Annotated in this window: 22 protein-coding genes and 1 pseudogene; 11 read left to right on the plus strand and 12 right to left on the minus strand. The window is 65.4% G+C overall.

The genetic code is table 11. The annotated features are described in order from the left end of the window. The first annotated feature begins 1 nt into the window (after position 1). A complete protein-coding gene (locus NMLP_RS11540; RefSeq protein WP_015410294.1) occupies positions 2-1,438 on the plus strand; it encodes a DHH family phosphoesterase in 1,437 nt (478 codons plus the stop codon). Positions 1,439-1,585: 147 nt separating this feature from the next. Then, on the plus strand, positions 1,586-2,398 hold the full coding sequence (locus NMLP_RS11545; RefSeq protein ID WP_015410295.1) for a CBS pair associated ParBc domain-containing protein: 813 nt from the start codon (positions 1,586-1,588) through the stop codon (positions 2,396-2,398). A 16-nt stretch (positions 2,399-2,414) separates the two neighbouring features. Here the strand turns inward: NMLP_RS11545 and NMLP_RS11550 are convergent, their stop codons facing one another. Next, positions 2,415-2,678, minus strand: a complete 264-nt coding sequence (locus NMLP_RS11550; protein WP_015410296.1) for a DUF7520 family protein — start codon at positions 2,676-2,678, stop codon at positions 2,415-2,417. A 258-nt stretch (positions 2,679-2,936) separates the two neighbouring features. On the opposite strand from NMLP_RS11550, the gene NMLP_RS11555 reads away from it, so the two are divergent. After that, complete coding sequence (locus NMLP_RS11555; protein WP_015410298.1) at positions 2,937-3,701, plus strand: SDR family NAD(P)-dependent oxidoreductase; 765 nt, start codon at positions 2,937-2,939, stop codon at positions 3,699-3,701. Positions 3,702-3,973: 272 nt separating this feature from the next. Here NMLP_RS11555 and NMLP_RS11565 read toward each other — a convergent pair whose 3' ends face one another. The 5 genes from NMLP_RS11565 to NMLP_RS11585 form a co-directional block, all read right to left on the minus strand. After that, a complete protein-coding gene (locus NMLP_RS11565; RefSeq protein ID WP_015410299.1) occupies positions 3,974-5,791 on the minus strand; it encodes a cytochrome c oxidase subunit I in 1,818 nt (605 codons plus the stop codon). Positions 5,792-5,893: 102 nt separating this feature from the next. Further along, positions 5,894-6,196, minus strand: coding sequence for a DUF6684 family protein (locus NMLP_RS11570; RefSeq protein ID WP_015410300.1), 303 nt, complete (start codon positions 6,194-6,196; stop codon positions 5,894-5,896). 32 nt (positions 6,197-6,228) lie between these two features. After that, positions 6,229-6,615, minus strand: a complete 387-nt coding sequence (locus tag NMLP_RS11575) for a DUF7541 family protein (protein WP_015410301.1) — start codon at positions 6,613-6,615, stop codon at positions 6,229-6,231. Between the two features lie 44 nt (positions 6,616-6,659). Beyond that, positions 6,660-7,526, minus strand: coding sequence for a cytochrome c oxidase subunit 3 (locus NMLP_RS11580; RefSeq protein WP_015410302.1), 867 nt, complete (start codon positions 7,524-7,526; stop codon positions 6,660-6,662). 159 nt (positions 7,527-7,685) lie between these two features. Further along, positions 7,686-8,438 (minus strand): cytochrome c oxidase subunit II, encoded by a 753-nt coding sequence (locus NMLP_RS11585; protein WP_015410303.1) that lies wholly within the window; start codon positions 8,436-8,438, stop codon positions 7,686-7,688. Positions 8,439-8,537: 99 nt separating this feature from the next. Between NMLP_RS11585 and NMLP_RS11590 the strand changes: the two genes are divergently transcribed. The 6 genes from NMLP_RS11590 to NMLP_RS11615 all read left to right on the plus strand — a co-directional run bounded on the left by NMLP_RS11590 (position 8,538) and on the right by NMLP_RS11615 (position 13,791). Then, complete coding sequence (locus tag NMLP_RS11590; protein WP_015410304.1) at positions 8,538-9,917, plus strand: heme o synthase; 1,380 nt, start codon at positions 8,538-8,540, stop codon at positions 9,915-9,917. A gap of 52 nt (positions 9,918-9,969) precedes the next feature. Further along, positions 9,970-10,944: a beta-ribofuranosylaminobenzene 5'-phosphate synthase family protein gene (locus NMLP_RS11595; RefSeq protein ID WP_015410305.1), complete on the plus strand. Its 975-nt coding sequence runs from the start codon at positions 9,970-9,972 to the stop codon at positions 10,942-10,944. Positions 10,945-10,977: 33 nt separating this feature from the next. Then, positions 10,978-11,814 (plus strand): RAD55 family ATPase, encoded by an 837-nt coding sequence (locus NMLP_RS11600; protein WP_015410306.1) that lies wholly within the window; start codon positions 10,978-10,980, stop codon positions 11,812-11,814. Positions 11,815-11,877: 63 nt separating this feature from the next. Next, positions 11,878-12,759, plus strand: a complete 882-nt coding sequence (locus tag NMLP_RS11605) for a hypothetical protein (protein WP_015410307.1) — start codon at positions 11,878-11,880, stop codon at positions 12,757-12,759. Further along, on the plus strand, positions 12,752-13,405 hold the full coding sequence (locus tag NMLP_RS11610) for a hypothetical protein (protein WP_015410308.1): 654 nt from the start codon (positions 12,752-12,754) through the stop codon (positions 13,403-13,405). The genes NMLP_RS11605 and NMLP_RS11610 overlap by 8 nt, the downstream gene beginning before the upstream one ends. 62 nt (positions 13,406-13,467) lie before the next feature. Continuing rightward, positions 13,468-13,791: a transcription factor S gene (locus NMLP_RS11615; protein WP_015410309.1), complete on the plus strand. Its 324-nt coding sequence runs from the start codon at positions 13,468-13,470 to the stop codon at positions 13,789-13,791. Positions 13,792-13,876: 85 nt separating this feature from the next. Here NMLP_RS11615 and NMLP_RS11620 read toward each other — a convergent pair whose 3' ends face one another. The 6 genes from NMLP_RS11620 to NMLP_RS16220 form a co-directional block, all read right to left on the minus strand. Further along, complete coding sequence (locus NMLP_RS11620; protein WP_015410310.1) at positions 13,877-15,199, minus strand: NRAMP family divalent metal transporter; 1,323 nt, start codon at positions 15,197-15,199, stop codon at positions 13,877-13,879. Continuing rightward, complete coding sequence (locus tag NMLP_RS11625; protein ID WP_015410311.1) at positions 15,199-15,972, minus strand: phytanoyl-CoA dioxygenase family protein; 774 nt, start codon at positions 15,970-15,972, stop codon at positions 15,199-15,201. The genes NMLP_RS11620 and NMLP_RS11625 overlap by 1 nt, the downstream gene beginning before the upstream one ends. Positions 15,973-16,065: 93 nt before the next feature. Next, positions 16,066-17,187, minus strand: a complete 1,122-nt coding sequence (locus NMLP_RS11630; RefSeq protein ID WP_015410312.1) for an Mrp/NBP35 family ATP-binding protein — start codon at positions 17,185-17,187, stop codon at positions 16,066-16,068. 103 nt (positions 17,188-17,290) lie between these two features. Further along, a complete protein-coding gene (locus NMLP_RS11635; protein WP_015410313.1) occupies positions 17,291-17,521 on the minus strand; it encodes a hypothetical protein in 231 nt (76 codons plus the stop codon). After that, complete coding sequence (nrfD, locus tag NMLP_RS11640) at positions 17,521-18,858, minus strand: NrfD/PsrC family molybdoenzyme membrane anchor subunit (protein WP_015410314.1); 1,338 nt, start codon at positions 18,856-18,858, stop codon at positions 17,521-17,523. Before nrfD ends, NMLP_RS11635 begins: the two co-directional genes overlap by 1 nt. Beyond that, a complete protein-coding gene (locus NMLP_RS16220) occupies positions 18,858-20,306 on the minus strand; it encodes a 4Fe-4S ferredoxin N-terminal domain-containing protein (RefSeq protein ID WP_015410315.1) in 1,449 nt (482 codons plus the stop codon). Before NMLP_RS16220 ends, nrfD begins: the two co-directional genes overlap by 1 nt. Positions 20,307-20,982: 676 nt before the next feature. Between NMLP_RS16220 and NMLP_RS11650 the strand changes: the two genes are divergently transcribed. Together NMLP_RS11650 and NMLP_RS11655 are read left to right on the plus strand one after the other, a co-directional pair. Then, complete coding sequence (locus tag NMLP_RS11650; RefSeq protein ID WP_015410316.1) at positions 20,983-21,993, plus strand: deoxyhypusine synthase; 1,011 nt, start codon at positions 20,983-20,985, stop codon at positions 21,991-21,993. Positions 21,994-22,794: 801 nt separating this feature from the next. Next, positions 22,795-22,998: pseudogene (locus NMLP_RS11655) on the plus strand (RNA-guided endonuclease TnpB family protein); the annotation flags it as partial. Positions 22,999-23,095: the final 97 nt, after the last annotated feature.

Here is a 23,095-nt window from a genome sequence, read left to right on the forward strand (position 1 = left end):
TATGGATCGGCTGGTGTTGGGCTACGACGCGGTCGGGACGTCGTTCGTCGAGCGGTTGGCCCGCCGTCCGGGGTCACTTGTCGTGCTCGTCGACGACGACGATCGGGCCGAATCCCTCCGGGAGGCCGGTATCGACGCCCGCCGGGTCGATACCGGCGACGTCGACGACGTCCGGACCGTTGCCGGCGACGTCGACTCGGTCGTCGTCGCCCCCGCTGCCGACGCGGTCGGGCGGGTCGTCCGGACGGCGCGAGCGGCGTACCCCGACGCGTTTCTCATGGTCTGTCTCGCCGACGGAGCCGACAGGGCGGCCGCCGCTGCGGCCGACCGGGTGCTCGACGTTTCACGCGGCGCCGGGGGCGGCTTTCTCGAGTGTGCCGGGGGCGACGCGTTGCGCACCCGGGAGTTTCGAACAGCTCTGCGGGGCGTCGACGGGCGGCTTGCCGTCCTCGCCCACGACAACCCCGACCCGGACGCCATCGCCTCCGCCGTGGGGCTTCGCCGTCTCGCTTCGGCGTTCGACGTCGAGGCGGAAGCGTGTTACTACGGCGATATCGGCCATCAGGAAAACCGCGCCCTCGTGAACCTCTTCGGGTTCGACCTCCGGAACCTCGAGGACGGCGCGGACCTCTCGTCGTTCGACGCCGTCGCCCTGGTCGATCACTCCCGACCGGGGGTCAACGACGGGCTACCGCCGGAGACCTCGATCGACATCGTCGTCGATCACCACCCGCCGAGGACGCCGGTTCGGGCCGGATTCGTCGACCTCCGGAGCGACGTCGGCGCGACGTGTACGATCCTCACGGAGTACTTCGATCGCTTCGGCATCGAGCCGACCGAGTCGATCGCGAGTGGACTGTTATACGGCATCCGGACGGACACCCGGGACTTCTCTCGGGGCGTCTCCGCCGTCGATTTCGAGGCCGCCGCCGGGCTCGTCGAGGCGGCCGACTCGGATCGGCTCAGGCAGGTCGAATCGCCGAGCGTCTCGGTGGATACCCTGGAGACGGTCGGCACCGCCATCTCCGCCCGAGAGGTGACCGGAGACGTTCTGACGAGCTGTGTGGGTCCGATCGCCGACCGGGACACGCTCGCGCAGGCCGCCGACAGGCTCCTCAGCATGGACGGCATCACGACTACGCTCGTCTTCGGATACACCGACGGAACGGTGTTCGTCTCCGCACGCTCTAGGGGGATCGAACGCGATCTGGGAGAGATCCTCCGGGAGGCGTTCGCCCAGATCGGCGATGCCGGCGGACACGCCGACATGGCCGGGGCACAGATCCCGGTCGGTATTCTCACCGAGGGGGCGACCGATACGGACTGTCGAGAGGTGATCGACGACGTGATCACCGACCGGTTCTTCGAGGCGCTCGGGGTGACGCCCGACTACGGCCCCTTCATCTACGCCGACGGCGCCCACGGGTTCCCCGATTGACGCTCCGATCCCGCGCTGCATCCCGGGGGACGTCCACTCGCACGTCTGTCATCGGCGAGAGAGCGGTGTGTCGATCCGGCCGGCGGCTGTCCGGACGCGCGGCGCCGGCAAGTGGGCTTTTTATCATTCGGCGTTATCTATCCACCAATGGACGACCGTTCGAGTGGTGCCAACGGCGGGAAGCCGAGAGTGAAGGATTATATGACCCGCGACGTCGCGACCGTCTCGCCGGACGACTCCGTCGCAGCGGTCGCCGAACGGATCGCCGGGAGCGAAGACCACAGCGGGTTTCCGGTGTGTGACGGCCGACAGGTCGAGGGGTTCGTCAGCGCCAGGGACCTGCTGCTCGCCGACGAACACGACCTGATATTCAAGGTAATGACGTCGGACATCATCGTCGCCCACCCGGAGATGCGGATCACGGACGCGGCGCGCGTCATCCTCCGATCCGGAATCGAACGCCTCCCCGTGGTCGACGACGCCGGGAACCTCGCCGGAATCATCTCGAACGCCGACGTCATCCGCTCGCAGATCGAGCGCGCGACCCCCGAGAAGGTCGGCAAGCTCAAGCGGACCCTCGAGTCGATCCACGGCATCGAGGCGACGGAGGAGCGACGCACTGTCTCGCTCGCGGAACTGACGCCCACGCAGACGAAGGTGTACACCGACGAGCTCGAAGGCCGAAGCTACGAACTCGAAAACGGGCTCGCGGAACCGCTTGTCGTCATCGACAACGCGGGGAGGCAGCTGTTGGCCGACGGCCACCACCGAGTCAAGGCGGCCGACCGCCTCGACATCGGGGAGATGGACGCCTACGTGATCAACCTCGACAGACGCGTCGAGTTGGGGATGGCCGAGACCGCAAAAAAAAGCGACCTCGAATCGATCGACGACATCGAGGAGGTCGACTACGGCCACCATCCCCTCGTCGAGACGACAGAGCGGCTACAGGATTCTTGAGGTGGGCCCTCGACCGCTACGCGTCGACGTAGTTCCGCGAGACGTACACCACCAACAACAACGCGACGCCGAGTGCCGTGCCGACGGTCGTCATGCCGAAGGCCGCGAGCCCGGCCGGCGTCGGCTGGAACGTCACTACCCCGAGCAGCGATACCGCCTCGAGATCCCGGAGTCCGATGCTTCCGATGGCAGCACCGAGCACACCCGCGATCGCGACGACGACCACGTATAGGACCGCAATAATGCGTTCGCCCTCGATACCGCCGCCTGTCTCCGTCACGTCGATCGATAGGGTCGTACGTCGAATGAGCCTTGTGTTTCGCTCGCCCCGTCGCGGGGGCGTGTTGAAACGTTTTTGCGAGCGGGCGTCCAAGCAACGGCATGGCCGAACCACGCCGTCAGTTCACTGAAAAGGAGTATCTCCTCGTCGTGTTGGTCGTCGTCGCCGTGCTCATGGCTGGCGTTGCGCTGCTTTTGGTCGTCAGTTCGGCCTGAGTCGCCGCGGTATCTTTTTTGCGGCGCGTGTCGACGGGGCGCTATGGCTTCTTTCGAGGACACGACAGCGGTGATCACCGGCGCCGGATCGGGAATCGGGCGCACGACGGCCCTCGAGTTCGCCGACCGCGGCGCCGACGTCGTCGTCGCGGACGTCGACGTCGAGGGCGGTGAGGGGACCGCCTCGCGGATCGAAGACGCAGGTGGGGACGCCGTCTTCGTCGAAACGGACGTGACCGACCCCGACGAGGCCGAGGCGATGGTCGACACCGCCGTCGAGGAGTACGGTCGCCTCGACTACGCGTTCAACAACGCGGGCATCGGCGGCGAACAGGCCGACGTCGCGGAGTACCCGCCCGAACAGTGGCGGGCCGTCATCGACGTCAACCTCGTCGGCGTGTTCAACTGCATGCGGGCGGAGCTACGCCGGATGAAGCGACAGGACGCGGGCGGTGCCGTCGTGAACAACGCGTCGGTCCTCGGCAAGGTCGGCTTCGAGACGTCGTCGGGGTACGTCGCCGCGAAGCACGGCGTACTCGGGTTGACGAAGACGGCCGCCCTCGAGAACGCGGAGGCCGGCGTGCGCGTCAACGCCGTGTGTCCGGGGTTCATCGAAACACCGCTGCTCGAGGCGGGCGGAATCACGACTGACCCGGAGGTGCGGGCGGCCATCGAGGGCCGGCACGCGATGAACCGCCTCGGAACGCCCGAGGAGGTCTCGGGGGCCGTTCTCTGGTTGTGTAGCGACGAGGCGTCCTTCGTGACCGGCGAGTCCCTCGACGTCGAGGGCGGTTATCTCAGCCGCTGAGGTTCTCCGCGGCAACGACCGTGGACTGTGGGATCGAACCCACAGATACGGAGGGTCGTCGTGACCGTTCGAACGGTGTCACGGCGGCCGACGCGATCGAAGACGCGTCGCTTCGCTCGGCTCGTTCGAGTCCCCACGCTCTGTAGAGCCGTCGGCGAGGCGGATCGATCGGATCGGGGTCCATCGCGCGGGACGTTACGCGTCGGAGATCCAGCGCCACGAAAGACGAAACGCGAGTCCGTCGGGACCGAGTGAAAAACAAAAGGGTCGAGTTACTCCGGCTGGCCGTCTTCGACGGTGCCGCCGTCCGTCGCGACGTCGCTGCCGCCGTCGGCTACGACCTCGTCACCGCCGTCCGTCGCCGCGAGTTGCTGTTCGAACCACGCGAACTCGCGGCCGTGGAGGCCGTACTCCTTGGTGTCCCAGGGATCGGGGTCCGTGACCTCGCCGCCTTTCTTCCAGGACCAAACGACGTTGAGAAGCCAGAGCGCCGTGCCGACGGTGATGAGGAGCGCACCGACCGTCATCGCCCGGTGGAGCAGCGTGATCTCCGCCAGCGGCGCGAGGCTCGGGTTGAACTCGTAGGTCGCATAGCGCCGCGGCATCTCGAAGTAGCCGGCGAGCAGCATCGCGAAGAACGTGATGTTGGTGCCGATCATCGTGAGCCAAAAGTGCGCCTTCGCGGCCGTCCGGTTGTACATCCGGCCGGTGACGATCGGGAACCAGTAGTAGATCGCCCCGAAGCCGGCGAAGGCGATCATCCCCATCACCACGTAGTGGAAGTGCCCGACGACGTAGTACGTCTCATGCAGAATGAGATTGACCGGGACGGACGCCAGGAAGACCCCGGTGATCCCGCCGATCACGAAGTTCGAGACGAACCCGATGCAGAACAGCATCGGTGTCGTCAGTCGGATGTTCCCGTTCCACAGCGTCGTGATCCAGTTGAACGTCTTCACCGCCGACGGGATGGCGATGGCCAGCGACGTCGCCATGAACGACGCCCGGATGCGGGGGTCGATGCCGCTGCCGAACATGTGGTGCGCCCACACGCCGAAGGAGAGCACCCCGATGGCGAGCGTCGAGTAGACGACGAACTTGAATCCGAAGAGCTTCCGGCCTGCGAACTTCGGGAGGATCCACGAGACGATTCCCATCATCGGCAACACGAGTATGTACACCTCCGGGTGACCGAAGAACCAAAACAGGTGTTGCCACAGTATCGGCCCGCCGCCCTCGACTGCGAAGAAGGTGGTACCGAAGTTGCGGTCCAAGAGCAACATGATAAGCGCGCTACCGAGCAGCGGGAACGCGAACAGGATGATTCCCGACTGGGTGAGGATCGTCCAGCTGAAGATGTCGAGGTTCGCCCAGGAGACGTCGTCGCCACGCTCGGTGAAGATGGTCGCGATGAAGTTGATCGCACCCATCGTCGCGGAGACGCCTGTCAGGTGAAGTCCGAGCAACATGAGGTCCACGCCGGGGTTGGCCTGCTCGACCGATAGTGGCGTGTACATCGTCCAAGACGTCGCGGCCGGACCGACGCCGATGTCCAACGGGATGGTGAAAAAGCCGGCCCAAATCAACAGCGCTCCCGGTGGCAGGAGCCAGAAAGCGATGGCGTTGATCCGCGGGAACGCCATGTCGTCCGCGCCGATCAAGAGCGGAATGAAGTAATTCGAGAACGCCGCGATGATCGGGGTCCCGAAGAGAAACAACATCGTGATCCCGTGGCTCGTCAACAGCGCGTTGTACATGTTCGGGCTGATGTACGTCGACGCCGCGGTGAACAGTTCGATCCGCATGATCAGAACGGCGACGCCGCCCCACAGGAACGCAATGACGCCGTAGGTCCCATAGAGGATCCCGATGTCCTTGTGATCGACCGTCGTCAACCAGCGGATGACGCCGGACGGCTTGTGAGCGTGTGTCTCTGACGATTCGTGCGCATGGCCGCCGTCGGTCGCGACCCGCTTGCCCCCGACGAGCGGCAGCCGTGCGCGCCAGTTCCGCACGCGAGCGACGAACCCGAACGCCGCGAGGACGACTGCCCCCATGAGAACTGTCAGCGCGAGCTGTTCTGCATCCATGTGTATCTGTGTGATCGATAGGACCGCTCCTAAAGAAAGGTTATGATTGTGAACCCCGTTCAAGTGTGAACTCCGACCGACAACCTGCCCGCGTTACTCGCTTTACTCGCTTTCTTCGCCCGGAACGCCCGAGACTTCCGCGTCGGCTTCGGAGTAGCCCGCCGGGATGTAGTTGTTCGTCGCTTTTTCGTCCCGCGAGATGACTTTCCCCGAGTAGTACGTCAACACGAAGAGCGCAACGCCGATGACGCCGACGATGGCCATCTGGACCACGAGGACGAGCGAGTCGGCGGGAAACGGTGATACGAATATAAATAAGAGCACGAAGCAGAGTAATATCGCGAGCGGAATGACGTTGACCGAGAGGTCCAACAGCGTTTCGCGGTCGAATATACGATCGCTCATACCTGAGTGGTTTGTCGAGACGGTTAAATAGGTTACTGGTTCCACACACGCGGGAGAACGGTCCCGGCGACGGACACCACCACCCCTGTCACAGCAACCGTGAGCCCCCGCTGGAGGACTCCGTCGGCAGCGGCAGCCGAAAACACGGACGCCGAAAGCCCTCCGTCGAAGCGAACCGAGACGACGACCCCACCCAGGACGGCCAACGCCGCGCCGAGGCCGACGAGGAGCCGCCACGGCGAGACGACGTAGCCGGCTTCGTGGACGATTCCGGAGACGCTGCCGACGAAGACGACGAGCCCCGCGACCGCGACGGGCAAGACGTTGAACAAGATCCCGAGTTCGCTGAACACCACGCCGAGGACGACGACGATGGGCCACGGGCTCGTCTTGTCGTACCGCTCGGACTCCGTTGCCATGACTGTACGTGGAGACGGCGGCTAAAAGACGCGTCGGTTGGCGACTAGAGTATCGCGCCGCCGTAGAGTACGACAACGAGGAAGACCCACACCACGTCGACGAAGTGCCAGTACATCGAGACAGTGCTGATCGAGACGTGTCTCTCGGCCGAGTAGTGGCCGTACAGCGCCCGGACGAAGACGATCGACAACAGCACGGCCCCCAAGGCGACGTGGAGGCCGTGGAGTCCGGTCAGCCCGTAGAACGCCGATCCGTACGCGCCGTCGGTAAGCCCGAAGCCGTAGTGGACGATGAACTCGTAGTACTCATAGACCTGCCCGCCGAGGAAGACGATCCCGAGCCCGAGTGTGGCACCCAACAGACGGACAAACCGGGTTCGATCGCCGGACAGTAACGCATGGTGGGCGTAGTGCATGGTTATCGAACTCGCGATCAACACGAGAGTGTTGGCGATCACGAGCGTGCTCAACACGTCGCCCTCCGCGACGATCGCCGGGAGGTTCTCCCAGGCGCCCGCGCGGATGAAAAAGTAGTACACGAAGCCGCCGCCGAACGTCGCGACCTCGGTCGCGAGGAACAGAAGCATCGTCAGTTTCAACGGGAACCCATAATCAGTCGTCTCGCCGCCCCAGAAGTCGACGATGAACGCGTGATAGAGCCACCCGTACAGTCCGGTGAGGAACGCGACGGTGCTCAATACGAAGACGGCGGGACCGATGACGGGGTTGATAATCGGCTCCGATCCGCGGCCGAGCACGAACAGTGCAACGCCGACGTAGAATCCCGAGCCACCGAGGGCGGCGATGAATGGCCACCACGAGGCCTCCCCGAATCCTTTCGGCCAGTCCTCGACGGCAGGGAGGTGATGGCCGTCACCGTGCCCGTGGCCGTCGTCAGTTTCGACGCTCATACCCTTCGATTCGCGTCGAGAAATAAAAAACCCACTCAAAACGGTCGGACCCCCGCCACGGGTCCACTCAAGGCAGCGATACACTCGCCGTCGGTCGGGACTGCGATCCTCACTGGCCGAAACAACGGGGTCAGATCCACTCCGGTTCCGGACGTGGCGTCACTCGGACTGTTCGTCGACCCAGCTGTCGAACTCGCCGCCCTCCATGATGATGAACTCGCCGTTCATCTGGGAGTGGCCGACGCCGCAGTACTGCGTGCAGTAGAACTGGTGGCTCCCGGGCTCGTACGCTTCCGTTTTGACCGTATTGTACGTCCCTATCTGGGCTTCCTGTTTGAGGCCGACCTCGGGGACGTGGAGCATATGTAGCCAGTCTGTCGCGTAGACGTGGAGGTACACCGGCCTATCGGTCGGGATGCGTATCTCGTTGAACGTCGCCGCCGAGCCGTTGTCGTAGCTCGCCCGCCAGCCGTACCGGAAGGCCTCGATTTCGATCTCGACGGCGTCGCTCTCGTCGGCGTAGGGACCGACGGCGCCCTCGATGTCCTGTGAGACCGACGGTTCGAGGCGCTCCTCGTCGTCGATCGGGTTGCCGATCTCCTCGACGGCGAGCACCTGATAGGAGGCGACCCCGACGAACAGCAACACGACGGCCGTCGCGATCGTCCAGGTGATCTCGAGGCGTCGGTTCTCTTCGGTCGGCTTCGGGTCGTCGCTGTTTTTGAACTTGACGATGGCGTAGATGAGAATTGCTTCGACGAGGATCGCGATCGGGATGGCCGCGTACAACAGCGTCGTATTGAGATCCGTGATGAGTTCGTCGTGGATTGACGTCTGTGCGGCCACTGGATCGGCCACGAGCAGCGCGAGGACCCCGACGAGCGCCACCGGAAGTATTCGTGTACCCCTCATTAGCAATCACATGGGGAGTATTCCTCAAATATGTGCCGACTTCCCCCGGGTCGGCTGGAAGCAAGAAGGCTAAGTGCACGCACGCAAAGAAGTCAGATAATGCGATCGTCGACACTTCGGCCAGTGGGGTTCGTGCCGCTGCTCGCGGCGTCGGTCGTCGGCGTGTACATGCTCGTCGTGGTCGGCTCGACCGCTGCGCTGTCGGACGCTGCGGCCGCGTGCGGCGGCTGGCCGCTCTGCCAGGGCGACCTCTCGAATCCGTCCGTGCTGGTGGCGATTTTCCATCGCCTCGTGGCCGCGGTCGTCGGGGTGCTCGTGGCGGCGACCGCCGCGGTCGGCTGGCGCCGCGGGAGCCAGCGTGTCCGGAGCGCGCTCCTCGTAGCACTGTGTCTGTACCCGATCCAGGCCGCGGTGGGCGCGGTCGTCGCGACCGGCACGGCCGTCGATCGGCTCCATCTCCTCGCCGCGATGGTCATCTTCGCTGCGCTGGTGTTGGCGCTGGCGTGGCAGTTGGAGACCGAAACTGGAAGCGACGACGCCCCCGAGACGGTCCCCGATCCCGCGCCGCCAGCAACCGAGGGCGACGCCACCGGATCGGCCCCGACTCTCTCCGGGACCGAACGTATCAAGGCCACACTCGGTGCGTACGTCCGGCTGATGAAACCACGGCTGATGTGGCTGCTCTGTCTCGTCGCTGGCGCCGGGATGGTGCTGGCGGGGACGCCGCCGATCCGGACGGTCGTCGCGACACTCGGCGGCGGCGTCCTCGCTATCGGCGCGTCGGGCACGTTCAACCACGTCCTCGAGCGGGACGTCGACAAGCGAATGGACCGAACCGCCGATCGGCCCCTTGCGACCCACGAGGTCCCCGTAGCGAACGCGCTGGCTTTCGGCGGCCTGTTGACCGTCGCCTCGCTCTGGGCGTTCCTGTCGGTGAACCTCCTCACCGCCGCGCTCGGGCTGGCTGCGATCGGCTTCTACAGCATCGTGTATACGCTCGTGTTAAAGCCCAATACGGTACAGAACACGGTGCTCGGCGGGGCTGCAGGAGCACTTCCCGCACTCATTGGATACGCCGCCGTGACCGGAACGGTGGGGACCGTCGGCCTCGTCTTGGCGGGGGTTATTTTCCTGTGGACGCCGGCACACTTTTATAATCTCGCGTTGGCCTACCGCGACGACTACGAGCGCGGTGGCTTCCCGATGATGCCGGTCGTCCGCGGCGACACCGAGACACGGAAACACATCCTGCTGTATCTCGGCGCGACGCTGCTCGGGGCGGGAGCGCTCGCCGCGGTGTCGGACCTCGGCTGGCTCTACGGCGCAACCACCGTCTCGCTCGGGGCGGTGTTCCTGTGGATGGTCATCCGGCTTCATTACGAGCGCTCCGAGGGGGCCGCTTTCAGGGCGTTCCACGCCTCCAACGCCTACCTCGGATTGGTGCTAGTCGCAATCGTCGTCGACGGCCTCGCCGTCTGAGCGGCCCGCCGCTGTCGAAAGCCACAACAGCGCGCCCGCCGTATCGCGGGTAATGCGCGTTCGGGTCGACGTCGGCGGGAGACTCCACGTCGGGTTTCAGAACCTCTCGTTGGCGCACAAACGGCTCTACGGCGGCGTCGGCATCGCACTCGACGCGCCCCGGGTTGTCCTGGAGGCGGAGCCGGCCGACCGGGTCGTCTGTGAGGACGACCTCGTCGCGGAGTACGCCGAGCGGAGTTGCTCGGTGTTCGGCGTCGACGGCGTCGACATCGACGTCGTCGAGACACTGCCGCGTCACGTCGGCCTGGGAAGCGGCACCCAGACCGCGCTCGCGACGCTTGCGGCCGTCGGCCGGGCCCACGGCCGCGAGCCGGACGTCCGCGGGTTGGCGCCCTCGCTCAACCGGGGAGGCCGAAGCGGCGTCGGCGTCGCGGCGTTCGAGTCGGGCGGGTTCGTCGTCGATTCGGGGCACCCGACCGAGCGCTTCACCACGAGCCCGCCCGAAGCCGGGGAGTGGAGCGTTCCAGCGGTCACCGCGCGTCAGGACCTCCCCGGGGACTGGCGGTTCCTGATCGTGCTGCCCGAGGCCGAGGCCGGACGGAGCGGCGACGGCGAGGACGAGAGCATGCAAAGCGTCATCGAACGCGCCGATCCCGCCGTTGCGGACTCGCTCGCGTCGCTTTTGACCCGTCGGCTCCTGCCCGCCGCCGCCGAGGGGCGTCTCGATGCCTTCGGCGACGCGGTCGGCGATTTCGGCCGTCTCAACGGCGCGTGGTACGCCGACGAGCAGGGCGGCGTCTACCGCCCCCCGGCGGGTCGGCTCATCGACGAGTTGGCGGCGTCGCCGGCGGTTCGCGGCGTCGGCCAGTCCTCGTGGGGACCGGCCGTGTACGGTGTCACCGACGCTGCAGGGGCGAAGAAAGCCCGGTCGGACGCCGAGAGGGCGCTCGCCTCGGTCGGCGTCGGGGGGCAAGTCCACGTCGCACGCCCCCAAAACGAAGGGGCGCGGCTCCGGCACCTCCGGTAACGTTTTTGTTCCTACCGCGTTCGGAACAAATGTATGGACCGCATCCCGTTCGGGATCAGGCGGCTGGACACGACCATCGGTGGGGGGGCGCCGCCGGGGAGCGTCGTGTTGCTCTCGGGGGAGGCCGGGGCGGGCGCCCGGGAGTTCATTTATACCGCTGCGTTGATGAACGCGCTCGCCGAGAACGACCCGGACCTCTTCGAGTTGTACTACGGCGACCTTCCGCCGGGAACGGCAACCCCGCCGGAGGTCCACTACATCTCCTTTACTGCCGAAAAAAAACAGCTCCGGCGGGAGATGTCGCTCGCGATGGACGACGAGATCGTCTCGACGGCCGCCGAGTCGGTCACGTTTCACGACCTCTCGGGCGAGTACTTCCAGCTCAGCCCCGTCCCGCGGGAGTGGTACTCCGATCGGACGGACGTGATCACCCAACTCGGCAGCGAACAGGACCGCAGGAGCGTCCCCGAGGCGCTCGGGGACACCCTGACCGAACACGCGTCCGGGAACCTCGTCATCATCGACTCGATCTCCGATCTCGTCGACGCGCCGACGGACGACCTCGGGTGGGACGACGTTCCCGTCATCCTGAAGGGGATCTCGCGGATAGCTTTTAAATGGGGTGGGATGGTCCTCCTCCACGTCAGCCGCGAATCGCTCGACGATCGCCGACACGGCCAGCTGGTCGACGCCGCCGACGGCACCCTGCTGTTCCGGTGGGAAAGCGGCGGGTCGATGCGGGACCGGACGATGGTCGTCAAACAGTTTCGCGGGGTGCTTTCGCGGATCGAGGCCGAGGACATCGTCCAGTTCGAGACCGAGATCGGTGAGTCCGGCTTCGACATCAGCGACGTTCGGAAGATCCGCTGAGGCGGCCCTCAGGGCTGATAACCGACAGAACGCTTAACACTCCCTCGGGCATACACTTTCGTGATGGCTACCGAGTCGGCCGGGGACCCAAAACTATCGGTGACGCTGCCGCCGTCGCTCTCGGAGTGGCTAGACGAGCGGGCAGCGACGCTCGGGATGGAGCCCGAAGCGTTGCTCGTACAGCTACTCGAAACCCACCGGTCCGCGGCCGACCTCGACGAGAACTGGATCGAAACACTCGAGGATCGACTCGAGGACGTCGACGCCAGAGTGGAGCGAACCGACAGCCGAGTCGACGACGTCGAGACGAAACTCGCCACCAACGTCGAGGACGTCCGCGAACGCGTACTCCAGTTGCGCGACGCCGTCGAGGAACGGGCACCGGCGGAGCACTCCCACGGGGAGTTTCGGTCGCTCGCCGACCGGATCGATGAGCTCTCGACGGCACTGGAGGCGGTCGAATCCGAGGTGCAAGCCCTCGAGGGGCTCGAAGAGTCGGTCGATCGGTTCGGCGACGCGGTCGAATCGAACGCCGATCGCATCGACACCGCCGAGAGCAAACTGGACCGGATCGCCCGCGCCGTCGTCGCCCGCAACCGCCGGGAGGCGGCCGAGGCCGACTCCGAAGAGCGATTGCACGGGATTCGACGGGATGCAAACAGAACGGGGGCCTTCGAGGCGAACTGTGCGTCCTGTGGGGAGCCGATCCGGATCGGCCTGCTTTCGGAGGCGGCCTGTCCGCACTGCGAACGCGGGTTCGATGGTCTCGAGACGCCCTCTTCAGTGCTGCGGTGGTTTAAGCGGCCGACGCTCACTGTTGTGGACGACGGCGAGGGGGCTCCCGAGGCCGAGGCCGAGGCCGGCGACGGCGACGGCGGGAACGTCGAAGCGGACTCCGCTGCCGGCGTCGGCCAGACGAGGCCGGCCGGAGGCTCGGATGAGTGAAGAGCCTCCGGACGACTCGACCGATCGGGAACCGGCCTCCGACTCGGACGACCACGACGACCTCGAGGACCCGTTTGCCGAACTGGCCGACGCCGAATCGGACGTCGGAATCGAAGATCCCTTCGAGGAATTAGAGGCCCCGGGCGCCGGCGGTGCCGCAGACCGGGCCGACGTCGATCCCCCCGATCCGGACAGGGACCGCTCCGGTGAGGGTGCGTCAGCCGCTCCCGCTGGGGAAGATCCCCTCGCCGAGTTGGACGTCCCGGACGCGCCCCCCGAAGAGGACGTCTTCGATGCGGACGTCTTCGAAGAAGATGTTTTTGAGGAGGACGTCTTCGATGCGGACGTCTTCGAAGAGATGGAGACCGCCGACCTCGACGAGGAGGCGGTCTGGGAGGCGGTCTTCGAGGAATCCGGGGGCGACACCGGTCCCGAGGCGGAGACCGAAGAAGGCGCGGACGCCGTCGTTCGAAAGGAACAGTACTGCAAGAAGTGCAAGCACTTCTCGGAACCGCCGGAACTGGCCTGCAACAACCCCGACACCGAGATCGTCGAGGTGGTCGGGGTCGACGAGTTCCGGGTTCGGAACTGCCCCGTGGTCGCCGACCGGCGGCGCGCGGATACGGTATTTCCGGACGAGGGGTGAGACGCCGGCGCGGGCCGCCCCGAGTCCGCACGCTTTTGTCGCCGAAGGCCTTCGGGTATCCCATGCAGTTCTGCGAGGAGTGCGGCTCCCTGATGCACGTCGACGGCGACGAGATGGTCTGTTCGTCCTGTGGCGCGAGCCAACGGAAGGACCGAGAGCGCGCCGAGTCGTTCGTCAGCACCGAGACGCAGACCGACGACGACGTGATCGAGTCCTCCCCCGACGCGGACTTCGAGGGGAAACCGACCGCGACGGACGTGATTTGCGACGAGTGCGGCCACGACAAGGCGTGGTACACGATCAAACAGACCGGAAGCGCCGACGAGCCGCCGACGCGCTTTTTTAAATGCACCGAGTGCGGCCACCGCTGGCGTGGATACAGCTGAACGCCACGGTTGTCGGCGGCCGAGGGCCGAAGCGCGGGTTCGGGGCGGTATCGCGTCAGTGACCGGCCCGAAGCCGTGTCGTCGGTCAATCGGCCGGTTCGACGGTGGCGTCCTCCGTTCGGAACTGTTCGCGCGCGTACTTCGCCAACAGCACGACCATCGCGAGCGCGAGAACGATCCCGAAGGCCAACACGGCCCCCGAAAGCGGGCCGAGTCCCGCCGCAATCTGCTCGCGGAGGAAGTTCGCGGCGAGGGCACCCGACACCGAGAGCAACGCCAGACCGCCGACGTTCGTCGCCGTGGCGGTCGGCCGCGACACCGCCGGGGAATTCAACAGGTAGATCACCAACGCGATGGCGAAGGGCGTCCCGACCGTCCCGAGCGCGAGGACGAGGACGAGTTGGCCGATCACCTGCCCGCCGATCGCCGCGCCGGGGGCAGAGAGGAGCGCAACGGCGGCCAGGAGGCCCCGATAGCGCGGGTCCTCTACGGTCGTCCCCCAGCCGAGTTTGTCGGCGAGGACGAACGGCGGGACGATGGTGTTGCCGCCGAGCGTCGACACCGCCGCGCCGCCGAGACCGAGCAAAAAGAGCCACCTGGCGTTCTCGCCGACCAGCGGGCCGAGCGCCTGTGCGGCGCCGACGGTGGTGAGATCGGGGTCCGAGAGAACGCTCGCCGCGACGAGGAAGATCGCGACGCTGTAGATCCCGAAGGCGACGAGCATCGAGGCGCCGATGTCGAACGTCGCCAGCCCGTACTCGCGGTCGGTCCAGCCTTTCGCCCGCATCGTGTAGGAGTGCATCGTGATGAGCGAGATGTGGACCGCGCCGCCGAGGATGCCCGCGGCAACGAGCGCACCGCCGCCGGGGAGCGACGGGACGAGTCCGCCGACGGCCGCCCCCGGGTCCACCGGCACGACGAACAGCGAGACAACGAAGGCGACGACCACCGTGGCGACGATGAGCTTCGCCGCGCTCTCGAGGAGCCCGTAGCCCTGGCCCGCGAGGCCAAGCGCGAGCACGATAGCCCAGACGAGCCCCCAGATCCAGGCGTCGGTTCCCGTGATCGTCGCCGAGACGCTCGCGAGCGTGTTCATGATCACGAGCTGGGCGACGCCGGCGGCAACGACGACGTCCGCGACCAAAAGCCACGCCCACCATTCGCCGAGGTGGGACTCGACCACACTGACGATGCCGGACTCGGTGAGCAACCCCAGACGCATCGCGAGGTACTGCGCGAGCGCGCCGGCGAAGGCCGACAGCACCACGACCCACAGGAGGTCGTAGCCGTAGGCCGCGCCGCCGGTGATGAGACTCGCCATCGTCGCTGGACCGGCCGCGATGGCGCCCGCGACCCACGAGGGACCCATCTCGCCCGCGTAGCCACGGAGGCGCGCGATCGAGGCCATTATACGCACCCCGGGAACGCCTCGCCGGCAACTGTCAAGCTGTCGACCCACTCGGGGCGATCGTCGGTGCTGAACCGCGAGCGCGAGCGCATGTAGGCGACGATCATCGCCCGCCGCCACCGATCGCTCCCGTTGGAGGCGGTGTAGTGGGGCAACAGACAGTGTTGAAACAGCGCGTCGCCGGGGTCCATCGGCAGCGTCTCGGTGTCGCTCTCGTCGTAGTCGCGTTCGGAAACCGTGATGTCAGTGTCGTACTCCTGGGTCTCGTGTTCCAGCAGGCCGTCGGTGTGCGCCCCGGGCACGACCTGCATACAGCCGTTCTCGGTCGTCGCCTCGTCGAGTGCGACCCACACCGTCACGTGGTCCATCGGGTGAATGGGGTAGTAGGCCGCGTCCTGGTGAAACGTCTTTGCGCTGCCGACGCCGGGCGGTTTGAGCATCCCGGCACACCGCAGCAGTTTCAGGTTCGGTCCCTGCAACTGCGTGACCACCTCGAGAATTTCCTCGTGGGTCGCGAGGTCGGCGAAGGCGTCGTCCTCGCGGGCCATTCCGACGCCCTCGAATTTCCGTACGGGATCACCCTCACGTTCGAACTCCGCGGGGTCGACGGAGGGTTCGAGCATCCGCTCGAAGTCCTCCTCCTCGCGGTCGCCGCGGACGTACTCTTGGAGGCGCGTCTTCAGCCCCGACACCTCTGCCCCCGAGAGGACGTCCTCGACGACGACGTACCCGTCCGTCTGGTACTGCTCGAACTGCCGGTCGGTCAAGCTCATACCATGAGGTGGTATTCGGGGATAATAAAGCGCCGTGATCCGCGGGGGAACAAAACAAATGTGGGACCGAAAACGGGCGACGGTCCGCCGTCCCTACAGTTTTGGCCCGGTCTCGCTTCCCGTCGACTCCTCGACGGGGCTTTTGTCCTCCTCGCGCCCGCCGAGATCGAGCATGTCGGCTACCTTCCGGCGGTTGACCTCGCCGATGCGGTCGGCGATCGAATCGGCCAGTTCGACCATCGGCTCCCGGACGGGGCTGTCCCCGAGTTTGACGACCGGGTCAGTGGTGCCGTCGGCCCCGAAGTCCTCGTGGATCGGGATCTGCCCGAGCAACTCGACGTCGTAGGAGTCGGAGATTTCCCGGGCGCCCCCGCGTCCGAAGGGGTCGTGGGTCTCCTCACAGCTCGGGCAGTGATACAGGCTCATGTTCTCGACGATGCCCAACACGGGCGTTTCGTGCTTCTCGAAGAGCCGAAGCCCCTTGCGGGCGTCGTCGACCGCCATCTGCTGGGGGGTCGTGACGATGGCGACGCCGGCGACGGGCAGCGTCTGGACGAGATCCAGGGAGGCGTCCCCGGTGCCCGGCGGCAGGTCGACGACTAAGTAGTCGAGTGATCCCCACTCGACGTTCTCGAAGAAGTGCGTCATCACGTTGTTGACCATCGGGCCGCGGAGGATGGCCGGATCGTCCTTCTCGCCGACGAGAAAGTCCATGCTCATAATCTTGACGCCGTCGGACGTCGGCGGGACGATCTTCTCCTGTGGCGTCACGCCCGGTTCCTCCTCGACCGGGAGGACACGCGGGACGTTGGGACCGTGGATGTCGGCGTCGAGCAGGCCGACACGTGCGCCCATCTGTTCGAGGCCGGCCGCGAGGTTGGCCGCGACCGTCGTCTTCCCGACGCCGCCCTTGCCGGAGGCGACGGCGACGACGTTGCGGACGTTCGGCATGACCTCCTCGTCGAAGCCCTGTGCCTCGCCCGCCTCGGCGTAGAGGTCCGGGTCGAGGTCGACGTCCTGTACCGCCTCGCGGATGGCGTTGCCCAACTCGAGTTCCGCGGGGGCGAAGGGGGTGTTGAACGCGAGTGAGATCGACGCCGTCCCGTCGTCGATCGACACGTCGTTTATCAGCCCCATCGTCACGATGTCCTCGCCGACGAGTGGGTCCTCGATCTCCCGCAGCCGCGTTTCGAGTTCCGCTTCGATTTCGGTCATCTGATCGATTTCACTACGGCGGGCGGACGTATGAGGCTTTATTTTTTTACACCCCGTCGCCAGGGACACCGCGCGATCGAAAAGAGACGCGACCGCCGTCCGCCTACATTGCGGGCGGGAAGACTAACCCGATGATCTGGGTCAGAACGTAGAGTCCGACCCACATCGAGATAATGAAGCCGATGAGATACGTCAGCGCCATCAGCGCCTTCTCCATGTCACGCGGCTTCCCGAGGAACCACCCGAGGATCGCGGCGTACACCGGCGTCCCGATGACGACGAAGATGACCCACGTTCCGGGGTACAGGAAGTTCCAGGCGTCGAACTCCACCATCAGTCATCAGCCTCCACGTGGGAGTGGCCCTCGCCACGGAGCTCCTCGATGGCGTGCAGTTCGATCACCGGGACGACCTTTACGATCACGAGGAAAAACAGCGTACACAGCGCGATCGTCCCGACGAGCGAGCCGATCTCGATCGGACTCGGGAAGTAGTGCCCGGGGGTGTTGTAGTACATATCGAATGTCGGGTACTCGAGGCCCTCGAAGACGAACAGGATCTTCTCGGTCAGCGTGCCCGCGAGCACCAGAAGCGACGCCGCAAGCGAGCGCATCGGGCTGAACAGATGCGCCTTGACAGCCTGTGCGAAGATGTACGCCAGCGACAGCAGGACGACGCCGATCGCGAACTGGTAGTAGGGGTTCGTGACTTTCGCCGCCGCGAAGCTCCGCTGATCCAGCGGCGCCGCGTAGACGCCCGTGATGACCTGCTGGAGCTGCAGCCAGAGGAACAGCAGGCTGAACAGCCCGAGCCAGAGCGTCAGTCCGCGGATCACGTCGTCCGTGAGGATGTGATGCCAGTCGTAGGCGCGCCGGAGCGCGAGCGCGAGGATGATCACGCCTGCGATGGCGGAGGTGAGCGCGATAGTCAGGAACTGCGGGCCCTGGATGGCGCCCTGCCAGCCGGGCATCGACGGCAACAGCGCGAAGAGCCACGGGATGACGCCGCCGTGCAACAACAGCGGGGCCATCACGATGACGCCGAGCGCGAGCCACCAGACGATCCGCTCTATGACCTCGTCCTCGGACTCGGAGTAGCCGATCGTCGCGATCTTGTACACCGGCTCGAGGATGTTCGGCAGGTCGTCACGGATTCGAGCGAGGTCGTACCGGATTGTCAACCCGAGGTACGTGAGCGTCATCACCATGTACATCGTGATGACCGTCACGTCCCATACCAGCGGCGACTGGTGTACCGTCACCGGGTACGCCTGAACGACGCTCGTGACGATGCGGTCGGGGCGGCCGACGTGGATAACGATGTAGAAGCCGGCCATACTCAACGCGCCGATGGTGAGCAACTCGGCGAGACGGGCGACGGGGAGGTATCGCTTCATCCCGAACAGCCGGACCGCGGCCGAGAGGATGATCCCGCCGTGTGCGATGCCGACCCACCAGATGAACGCGCCGATGTAGAGTCCCCAGGTGACGCCGCCGGCCGAACCCCAGTCAGCGAGGTTCGTGACAGCCAGCCCGCGGCTGAGCTGGATCGTCCAGAGGCCGAACCAGACCAGCGCGAGGACGCTGGCGGCCCCGAAGACGACGTAATACCATTTGGCGGTGCTCTGCATCGGGCGGACGATGTCGTCGGTGTTGGGTGTTCTCGAACTCATTAGTCGTCACCCGCCCCGAAGGTGAACTGATCGAGGTGCTCTTTGCGGTTGTCCTCGACGCCGATCTGTTCGTAGGTGACCGGGCCGTCGACCTGCTCGGCTTCGGGTCCGGGTTCGTTGCCGAGGTAGGTGACGTTCGGCTGTGTGCCGAGGTCCTCGAGCAACTTGAACGCCGAGAGCTTCGCCCACGGCGTGACCGTATCGCCCCACTGCTCGCCGTTGTCGAGTTCGGTGTCGCGTTCGAACTCCTGTTCGGCGCGCTGGCGGAGGTACTGTCGGGGTCGGCTCTCAGGGTCGTTGATGTCGCCGAAGTGGATTGCGCTCATGCCCGCGGCGTCACACGCTTCCATGCAGGCGACCGTACCCTGTTTCTCCTCGCCCTGGTGGCCGTCCTGGCGGGAGGGACAGTACGTACACTTGCCCATGACGCCCTGCGGTGGGCGCATATCGGCCCACTGGCCGCGGTCGTCGTGGATGTGGTCGTTGCTGTCGACGAGTTGCTGGTGGCGCTCCTCGTCGGGCATCCCTTTCAGCTCCTCGTAGTCGTTCTCCGAGCCCGGGAGATCCTCGTACGGCACGTCGGGTTCGCCCCACTGGAAGTAGTTGACGCCGTACGGGCAGGCGACCTGACAGTACCGACAACCGATACAGATCTCGTAGTTGGTGAGGACGATGCCGTCCTTGTCGCGTGTGTGTCGCGCACGCACCGGACAGACCTTCTCGCAGGGCGCGTTGGTGCAGTGTTGACACGGTCGGACGAGGAAGTTCTCCTGGTCGGACTTCTCGTCCTCGTAGGTCAGGACGTACATCCAGTTCGCGCCGGTCGACGTCTGGTTCTCCTGAATGCACCCGGTGACGCACTCGAGACAGCCGTCACACCGGTTGAGGTCGATGACCATTCCGAGTTGCGTTCCGCTCGCCGAGGTGTCACCGACCGGTTCGGCGCCGAACTCGTCGTCTTTGGGGTCGCTCGAACTCTGTGCGGAGGCGACGCCGCCGAGGCCGAGTGCCGCAGCCCCGGCACCCATCTTTTTCATCGTGTCCCGGCGACTCTGGCTCGTGTCCGCGTCGACGTTTTTCAGCTGTTCGACGAGGCCCTCCTCGCCCGTGAGGCGCTGGAAGATTCCGTCGTGTTCGTCGTCGCTCTCCGTGGCCTGCATCTCCTCGAAGGCGTCGACCGTCGGCCGGTCGTCGACGTCGAACTCCTCTACGACGGCCTCGTTGTACTTTTCGTGGAACTCCGCTTCGGAGAGTTCACCCTGAATGAGTTTCATGGCGTCCTCGGCCATGTCCATCCCGAGATCGGTGTCGTACTCGGTCTCGTCGAGCATCTCCCGCATCTCGGACTCGTGATCGGCCCCCATCGGGTGGAACGATTCGTCCTCTGTGTTGTCGTTGTCCCCACAGCCACAACTGCCGTTGCTGCAGGAATCGTCGTCTCTACTCATTTCATAATCACCGTTGGTATCCGAATCCGAACCCGTGGGCTCGCCACGGTCGCCGTCTTCCTCGGACGCTGCGAGCCCGTCGTTCGGCGGCCGAGGGGCGACGAGCGCCCGGACGTGGTTCCGGACGGCGCGAACAGATGGCGCGTGCGCCGAGAACGCAATCCGACGCCCGGGATCCGTTCGCCCCCCGCATTCGATCGCCCCGCGACGACAGCTCGTCCCCTAACACCCTCGATGGCTGGAGGTTCGGGGACGAACCGGTCGCCCGCTGCAGCGGTCTGGTCCAGTGTCCGAAGATTGCGTCTGCCCGCGTTGCCGACGGCCGGTCCCACACCGGACGTTCCGACCCCACCGACCGGTCGTCGGCCCGTCGGGTCGGGAGGCGCCGATACACCACTGCGTTCCAGACGGTCGTGGGCGCTTCGGCCGGCCCGTCCCGTCCGGCACCCGTCAGCGGATTTTTGCCTGTCGGCACCGGGCACTGCCATCACGATGAGCCTTTGACCGAACGGTAATAAAGACTCCCCATTCCCGCCGGTAGGGGGCCGGATTCCGTCGTTTTCGGCTTCGGCAGGCTTATTATGCCGTAGGTCATATTTACTTGGCCACCGATTCCGTCGGCCGAAGACGAGTACGGAACAGCGAATTTAAGCGGTCGCCACCCCCACATGCGACGATGACTGACGAGGACGACGCCCCCGAACGGGAGGCGTTCGACCACGACCCGATCGAACACGCACGGATCGGCGCCGGAATGAGCGTCGCCGAACTGGCCGCCCAGTACGGCAACGCCGGGATCGGCGCGGCCGACGTCGCCGAGGCGATCGACGTCACGGCGGCGGCCTTCGACAACGAGGAGACGGCCGTCTTTTTCGGGTTGGCTGGCGCGATGGTTCCCGCCGGAATGCGGGCCATCGTCGCCGATCTCATCCGGGCGGGCCACATCGACGCCCTGGTCACCACCGGCGCGAACCTCACCCACGACTCGATCGAGGCGATCGGCGGGAAACACCACCACGGCAGCCACGACCACCCAGACTACGAGGAGACGGCGTTCGACGAACGGCTCCGCGACGAGGGCGTCGATCGGATCTACAACGTCTATCTCCCACAGGAGCACTTTGCGCTGTTCGAGGAGCACCTCCGGGCCGAAGTGTTCGACGCGATCGGCGAGTCGGTCGTTTCGATCGCGGAGTTCACCGCCGAGCTCGGCCGGGCGAACGCCGAGGTCAACGAGCGCGAGGGGGTCGACGAAGACGCCGGCATCGCCGCCGCGGCCTACGAACACGACGTCCCGGTTCACGCTCCCGCGATTCAAGACTCCGTGCTCGGGTTGCAGGCGTGGCTGCGCTCGCAAGTCAGCGGCTTCTCGCTCGACGCGTTGGCCGATATGTCGCCGCTGAACGACCTGGCCTACGAGGCCGACTCGACCGCGGCAATGCTCGTCGGCGGCGGCGTCCCGAAGAACTACGTCCTCCAGACGATGCTCGTGACGCCGGGAGCCTACGACTACGCCGTCCAGTTGACCATGGACCCGCCCCAGACCGGCGGGCTCTCGGGGGCGACGCTGGACGAGGCCCGCTCGTGGGGGAAATTAAAAAAGGACGCCAGAAACATTTCCGTGTACGCCGACGCGACGATCACTCTCCCGTTGGTCGTCGCGGGCGCGCTCGATTCTATTGAGTGAGTCCGCGACGACCCGCCGGTCGTCGGTTTCGGACGGGCCGATCAGCGCGTCATTGTGTCGGTACTCCCGCATTCGGGACACTGCGTCAACGCACCCAGCGGCGGGTGTTGAATCGTCCCCCACGCGTCGTCGTCCGGCGACGCTTCGAACCCGCACTGCAGACAGCGGTGTCGTGTGTCGACCGACATATATAATTATAAACTACGTTAGTATGTGACATCCTCCCGCGGATAAAGGCGCGGGCCTCCCCCCCGGTGTTGGCCGGGCAGGTCAATCCTGACGGTTGGGAGTCTACGGTTTGCTGGACAGTCAGCCAGTGGCGTTGCCACGAAGCCGTTACTCGTACCCGCTGAAGGGCTTCGAGTTACCTGATTGTTTAATGACTGTCGGCGTGGTCGGCTTACTGTTTGTTTCCGGCTATGAACCGTGGCGAGCACCGAGTCAACCGCCAGTTCTCCACGCACGACGTACGGCACGATGGTTTGTGACGTAAATTGTCGGATTCATCTGGTGGCTAAAGCCACCAGTATTCTCCTCGAATCTCTATAAATTCTGCCGACACCGGGGGTGCCCTCGGTTTGCTCCCGTTACGAGCGGCCGGGTCGGGACGGCGCCACGAGTCGCTCGCGCCGTCACAGGGACAGGACGGCTCCCCGACGGCGGCGTCACGATCCGACTGCCGAACGTCGAACTGTGTTATCCACTGGCGAGGCGAATACTCCGAGGCTTGGCCTCGGGGATGAAGCCGACGCTCAGTGGAATAAATTATTAAATAAAAACACGTCGAACCAACGGACAGCGATGGAGTACAGTCACCGCTATTACGCCTGCCCGACAGGTAAGGGAGCGGCTGGACTGGAAGATCAACTCGAGCTTCATCGCCGATTCCACAGCCACGTCTATTTGGACCACGGAAACAGTCCAGAGGACGACAAGCCGAGTGAGTACGATCAAAACAACAAACTCCCCGAGTGGAAACGCAAGTGGCCGATGACGAGTACTCTATCCGAGCCGGTGTAGGCAGCCGGCGATGACGAGCCCTATGAGTACCGAGGCCGCCATTTTTGACGGTAGACGGCGCCTCTAAGGGCATCTGGTTGTG

Source organism: Natronomonas moolapensis 8.8.11, from assembly GCF_000591055.1.
GTDB lineage: Archaea > Halobacteriota > Halobacteria > Halobacteriales > Haloarculaceae > Natronomonas > Natronomonas moolapensis.

What these genes read in the sequence shown, in the direction of transcription:
- NMLP_RS11540 (WP_015410294.1), top strand. Translation starts at nt 2, where the DNA reads ATGGATCGGCTGGTGTTGGGCTACGACGCGGTCGGGACGTCGTTCGTC.
- NMLP_RS11545 (WP_015410295.1), top strand. Translation starts at nt 1,586, where the DNA reads ATGGACGACCGTTCGAGTGGTGCCAACGGCGGGAAGCCGAGAGTGAAG.
- NMLP_RS11555 (WP_015410298.1), top strand. Translation starts at nt 2,937, where the DNA reads ATGGCTTCTTTCGAGGACACGACAGCGGTGATCACCGGCGCCGGATCG.
- NMLP_RS11565 (WP_015410299.1), bottom strand. Translation starts at nt 5,791, where the DNA reads ATGGATGCAGAACAGCTCGCGCTGACAGTTCTCATGGGGGCAGTCGTC.
- NMLP_RS11570 (WP_015410300.1), bottom strand. Translation starts at nt 6,196, where the DNA reads ATGAGCGATCGTATATTCGACCGCGAAACGCTGTTGGACCTCTCGGTC.
- NMLP_RS11575 (WP_015410301.1), bottom strand. Translation starts at nt 6,615, where the DNA reads ATGGCAACGGAGTCCGAGCGGTACGACAAGACGAGCCCGTGGCCCATC.
- NMLP_RS11580 (WP_015410302.1), bottom strand. Translation starts at nt 7,526, where the DNA reads ATGAGCGTCGAAACTGACGACGGCCACGGGCACGGTGACGGCCATCAC.
- NMLP_RS11585 (WP_015410303.1), bottom strand. Translation starts at nt 8,438, where the DNA reads ATGAGGGGTACACGAATACTTCCGGTGGCGCTCGTCGGGGTCCTCGCG.
- NMLP_RS11590 (WP_015410304.1), top strand. Translation starts at nt 8,538, where the DNA reads ATGCGATCGTCGACACTTCGGCCAGTGGGGTTCGTGCCGCTGCTCGCG.
- NMLP_RS11595 (WP_015410305.1), top strand. Translation starts at nt 9,970, where the DNA reads ATGCGCGTTCGGGTCGACGTCGGCGGGAGACTCCACGTCGGGTTTCAG.
- NMLP_RS11600 (WP_015410306.1), top strand. Translation starts at nt 10,978, where the DNA reads ATGGACCGCATCCCGTTCGGGATCAGGCGGCTGGACACGACCATCGGT.
- NMLP_RS11605 (WP_015410307.1), top strand. Translation starts at nt 11,878, where the DNA reads ATGGCTACCGAGTCGGCCGGGGACCCAAAACTATCGGTGACGCTGCCG.
- NMLP_RS11610 (WP_015410308.1), top strand. Translation starts at nt 12,752, where the DNA reads ATGAGTGAAGAGCCTCCGGACGACTCGACCGATCGGGAACCGGCCTCC.
- NMLP_RS11615 (WP_015410309.1), top strand. Translation starts at nt 13,468, where the DNA reads ATGCAGTTCTGCGAGGAGTGCGGCTCCCTGATGCACGTCGACGGCGAC.
- NMLP_RS11620 (WP_015410310.1), bottom strand. Translation starts at nt 15,199, where the DNA reads ATGGCCTCGATCGCGCGCCTCCGTGGCTACGCGGGCGAGATGGGTCCC.
- NMLP_RS11625 (WP_015410311.1), bottom strand. Translation starts at nt 15,972, where the DNA reads ATGAGCTTGACCGACCGGCAGTTCGAGCAGTACCAGACGGACGGGTAC.
- NMLP_RS11630 (WP_015410312.1), bottom strand. Translation starts at nt 17,187, where the DNA reads ATGACCGAAATCGAAGCGGAACTCGAAACGCGGCTGCGGGAGATCGAG.
- NMLP_RS11635 (WP_015410313.1), bottom strand. Translation starts at nt 17,521, where the DNA reads ATGGTGGAGTTCGACGCCTGGAACTTCCTGTACCCCGGAACGTGGGTC.
- nrfD (WP_015410314.1), bottom strand. Translation starts at nt 18,858, where the DNA reads ATGAGTTCGAGAACACCCAACACCGACGACATCGTCCGCCCGATGCAG.
- NMLP_RS16220 (WP_015410315.1), bottom strand. Translation starts at nt 20,306, where the DNA reads ATGAGTAGAGACGACGATTCCTGCAGCAACGGCAGTTGTGGCTGTGGG.
- NMLP_RS11650 (WP_015410316.1), top strand. Translation starts at nt 20,983, where the DNA reads ATGACTGACGAGGACGACGCCCCCGAACGGGAGGCGTTCGACCACGAC.